Annotated in this window: 1 protein-coding gene; it reads left to right on the forward strand. The window is 77.7% G+C overall.

Features of this window, described 5'->3' with window-relative positions; translation table 11 throughout:
* Nucleotides 1-1,580, forward strand: a 1,580-nt coding sequence (locus VIU94_RS20200) for a coiled-coil domain-containing protein (protein WP_524540640.1), incomplete at both ends; no start/stop codon positions are given.

The following is a 1,580-nucleotide window of genomic DNA, read 5'->3' on the forward strand; positions in this document are numbered from 1 at the left end:
GCGGAGCTCGACGCGCGGCGGCCCGAGCGGGACGCCTGGCAGGCTGCCCTGGACCGGGCCCGCAAGGCCGAACTCGTCGCGCCCGCGCTGGAACTGCGGGACGACGCCGAGCGGGCGCACGGCGCGGCGACGACCGTCCGGGAACGGACCCGGTCCGAGCTGCACCCCGATCTCGTCGACGAAGGCGCGGAGCGGCTCTCGGGCCTGGAGGCCGAGCTGCGCGAGCGGCTCGGCGGGCTCGATGCGGCGCGCCGCGCGGAGCGGCGCAGCGCCGAGATCGGCGAGGAGTTGGCGGTCCTGGAACGTCAGGCCCGGGCCGACGAGGAGACCATGCAGGACGCGGACGCGTGGCTGGCCGACTGGGAGACCCGGCGCACGGTCCTCCAGGACCGCGTCGACGCCGCGCAGGAGGCGACGACCCGCGCCGAACACCTCGCGGGCCGCCTGGAACCCGCCCGACGCCGCCTCGAAGCGGCCTGCCGCCGGGACGACTTGGCGACGCGGGTGACGGAGGGCGGGTCCCTCCTGACGGCGGCGCGCGAGGCCCGCAACACGGCGAAGGAGACCTGGCTCGACGTCAAGACCCGCCGCCTCCACGGCATCGCCGCCGAGCTGGCCGCCGCCCTGACCGACGACGCCCCCTGCCAGGTCTGCGGCTCCACCGTCCACCCCGCGCCCGCCCGCACCGAGGCCGACCACGTCGACCGCGCCACGGAGGACGCCGCGTACGAGGCCTTCACGGCGGCGGAACAGTCCCACGCGACGGCCGAGCGCGACCTCGCGGTCACCCGCGAGTCGTGGGCCGCGGCCCGGGCGGAGGTCCTGACGGGCCACCGGCCCGCCGCAGCGGGGAAGAGCATCCCGGCCCAGGGCACCGGCACGGAATCGCCGGCCGCGTCCTCTTCCGGCTCCCACGGCGGGTCGGCCGCCGCCGGCGGCGGCCTGACGGCCGCGTCGCGGGCTGCCGCTTCCTCCTTGGACTCCCACGGCCGCCCTGCGGCCGTGACCCTCGATGCGGACCCGATGGACGCGTCCTCCTCCACCCCTGCCGACCCCGCCGTCCCCGAACTCGAAGGCGAAGTCCGGCAGTTGGAGCGTGAGTACGCCGAAGCCCGTGCCCTCGCCGCGGAGACGCATGCGCGGCGGGAGGCGTTGGCGCGGGGGGAGCGGGAGTCGGAGGAGCGGGGCGCCTTGCGGCAGGAGGCCGAGCGGCGGGTCGCCGCGCGGACCTCGCGGCGCGAGGCGCTCGACGGGCAGCGGGCCTCCCTCGACGCCGAGGCGGCCCTGGGCCGGGGCGAGTCCGCGAGCGTCGCCGAGAACGCCACGCTGCTGGAGCGGCGGATCGCGATCCTCGTCGCCGCCGCCGAGTCCGTACGGGCCATGGAACTGTCCTCGCAGCGGCTCAAGGAGGCCGACGACCGGCTTGCCGACGCCGCGTTCCGCGCCGGGTTCGAAACACCGGCGGCCGCCGCGGCCGCGCTCGTCGACGACGCCCGGCACCGCGAACTTCAGCACCGGCTCGACGCCTGGCAGGCGGAGGACGCCGCGGTCGCCGACCGGCTGCGCGACACGGAGCCCCA

It is taken from the genome of Streptomyces sp. (genome assembly GCF_036566765.1).
GTDB lineage: Bacteria > Actinomycetota > Actinomycetes > Streptomycetales > Streptomycetaceae > Streptomyces.